Consider the following 1,779-nt stretch of genomic DNA (forward strand, 5'->3'; position numbering starts at 1 on the left):
GGGCAGCCCGCAGGCGATGGCCTCGCGCAGCGCGTCGGCGCGCTTGCCGGCCGCGTCGAGCAGGGCGAGCGAACGGCGGGTACGGTCCCGGTCGGCGTGGTCGGGTCGGTCCAGCAGGCCGCTGACCACCCGGCGCTGGCCGGCGAGGAAGGTGTCCACCGCGTCCAGCGCGGCCGGGTCGGACCGCTGCGCGGCGACCGTGGTGAGCAGGCGTACGCCCTGGCGGGTGTCGGTGTCCATGTCGTCCAGGACGGCGCTGAAGCCGAGCCGGTCGCCGCGCACCGAGGCGGCCTCGTCGAGCCGGGTCCGGGCGAAGTCGAGGAAGAGCTGCCCCCGGCTGATGTCCGAGCTGGCCAGTGCGAGCTGGGCGCGCTCGGTGGAGCGCTTCATGCCGTAGAGGGCGTCGCCGGGCAGCGCGTTCTCGCTGGCGGCGGAGATGCCGGAGAGGGCGATCGCGCCGGCGGCCACGCCGACCAGGATCGCGCCCCGGGCCCGGGCCCGGCGACCGGTGATCGCCGGCAGCAGCGCGCCGCGCCGGCTGGTGGTCGCGCCCGCCCTGGCCGGAGGCGTCACGCCCTCGCGCTCGGCGGTGGCGACCAGCATGGCGCGCAGGCCGGTGCGGAACTCGGGATCCACCTCGACGGTGGGCCGCTCGGCGGTGATCCGCCGGCTCACCTCGACGAGCGCGGTGAGTTCACCGTCGGCCCGGGACCGGACGTGGTGCCGGCGTCCGCCGTTGGCCTCGTCGAGAAGTTGCGCGAAGCGCTCGGCTCGCCGACGGGAGAAGAGGTCGCTGTCCACCGCGGGCACCCCCTCTCGCTGGTCACGGCCGGACGGCCGTCGTCGTCACCAGCGACCGGTGGCAGCGTGCGGCCGAGGGCCGACCGGACGGCCGACCTGACCCGCCGGACCGGGTGGCCCGGGGGACGCCGGGACAACCACTGGTCGCACCCGGAGAAACGGTCCGTGCCGGTCGCCGGTTACGGCCCGATCGGCGGCGATATCACCTGGTGTGATCGCTGCCGAGGGCCCGTCGGGCACGCGACACCGACCGACGCGTACGCCGGTGGGTGGGCGGGCTCGGAGCGGGTCAGGCCTGGAAACCGTCGGGCAGCAGCCGGGCCAGCGCCCGCACCGCCCGGTACTGCAGGGCCTTGATGGCCCCCTCGTTCTTGCCCATGGCACGGGCCGTCTCGGCCACCGAGAAGCCCTGGAGGAACCGGAGCACGATGCACTCCTGCTGCTCCGGGTTGAGCTGCTTCACGGCGGTGAGCAGGGCGACGTTGGTGATGTGCTCGACCACCGCCGCCTCCGGGCTGCCCTCCGGCCCGCGGTCCTCCCGGTCGGCGTCGAGGACGTCACCGGTGGTCACCTCCAGCCGGTAGCGCCCGGACTTGAAGTGGTCGGCGACCAGGTTGCGGGCGATGGTCACCAGCCAGGCGCCCAGGTCGCGGCCCTGCCAGGTGAAGCTGCCGATCCGCTTGAGCGCCCGCAGGAACGTGTCGGAGGTCAGGTCCTCGGCGAGCTGGCGGTTGCCGACGCGGAAGTAGACGAACCGGAAGACGGTGTCGACGTACCGGTCGTAGATGAGGCCGAACGCCTCGGACTCGCCGGCCTGGGCTCGCTCGACGAGCGTCCAGACCTCGGTGGCCGGGTCGGACGGGTCGGGTCGGCTCGGGAAGCCGGTGGCCGGCGTGGCGGCCGGGACCGCGGGCAGCACCGCGGTGTCGCCGGCGGCCACCGCGGGCAGCACGGCGGTCTCGGCGGCGGACGGTTCAC

Annotated in this window: 2 protein-coding genes; both read right to left on the reverse strand. The window is 75.0% G+C overall.

All coding sequences use genetic code 11. The annotated features are described in order from the left end of the window. Positions 1-801 (reverse strand): DUF5667 domain-containing protein (locus tag HUW36_RS32170; protein ID WP_174531500.1); only part of this gene is annotated, 801 nt, incomplete at its 3' end. A 289-nt stretch (positions 802-1,090) separates the two neighbouring features. Further along, a partial coding sequence (locus tag HUW36_RS32175) for an ECF subfamily RNA polymerase sigma factor, BldN family (RefSeq protein ID WP_174531501.1) occupies positions 1,091-1,779 on the reverse strand: 689 nt, incomplete at its 5' end.

The sequence above is a fragment of the Micromonospora maritima genome (genome assembly GCF_902825405.1).
In the GTDB taxonomy this organism is placed as follows: Bacteria; Actinomycetota; Actinomycetes; order Mycobacteriales; family Micromonosporaceae; genus Micromonospora; species Micromonospora maritima.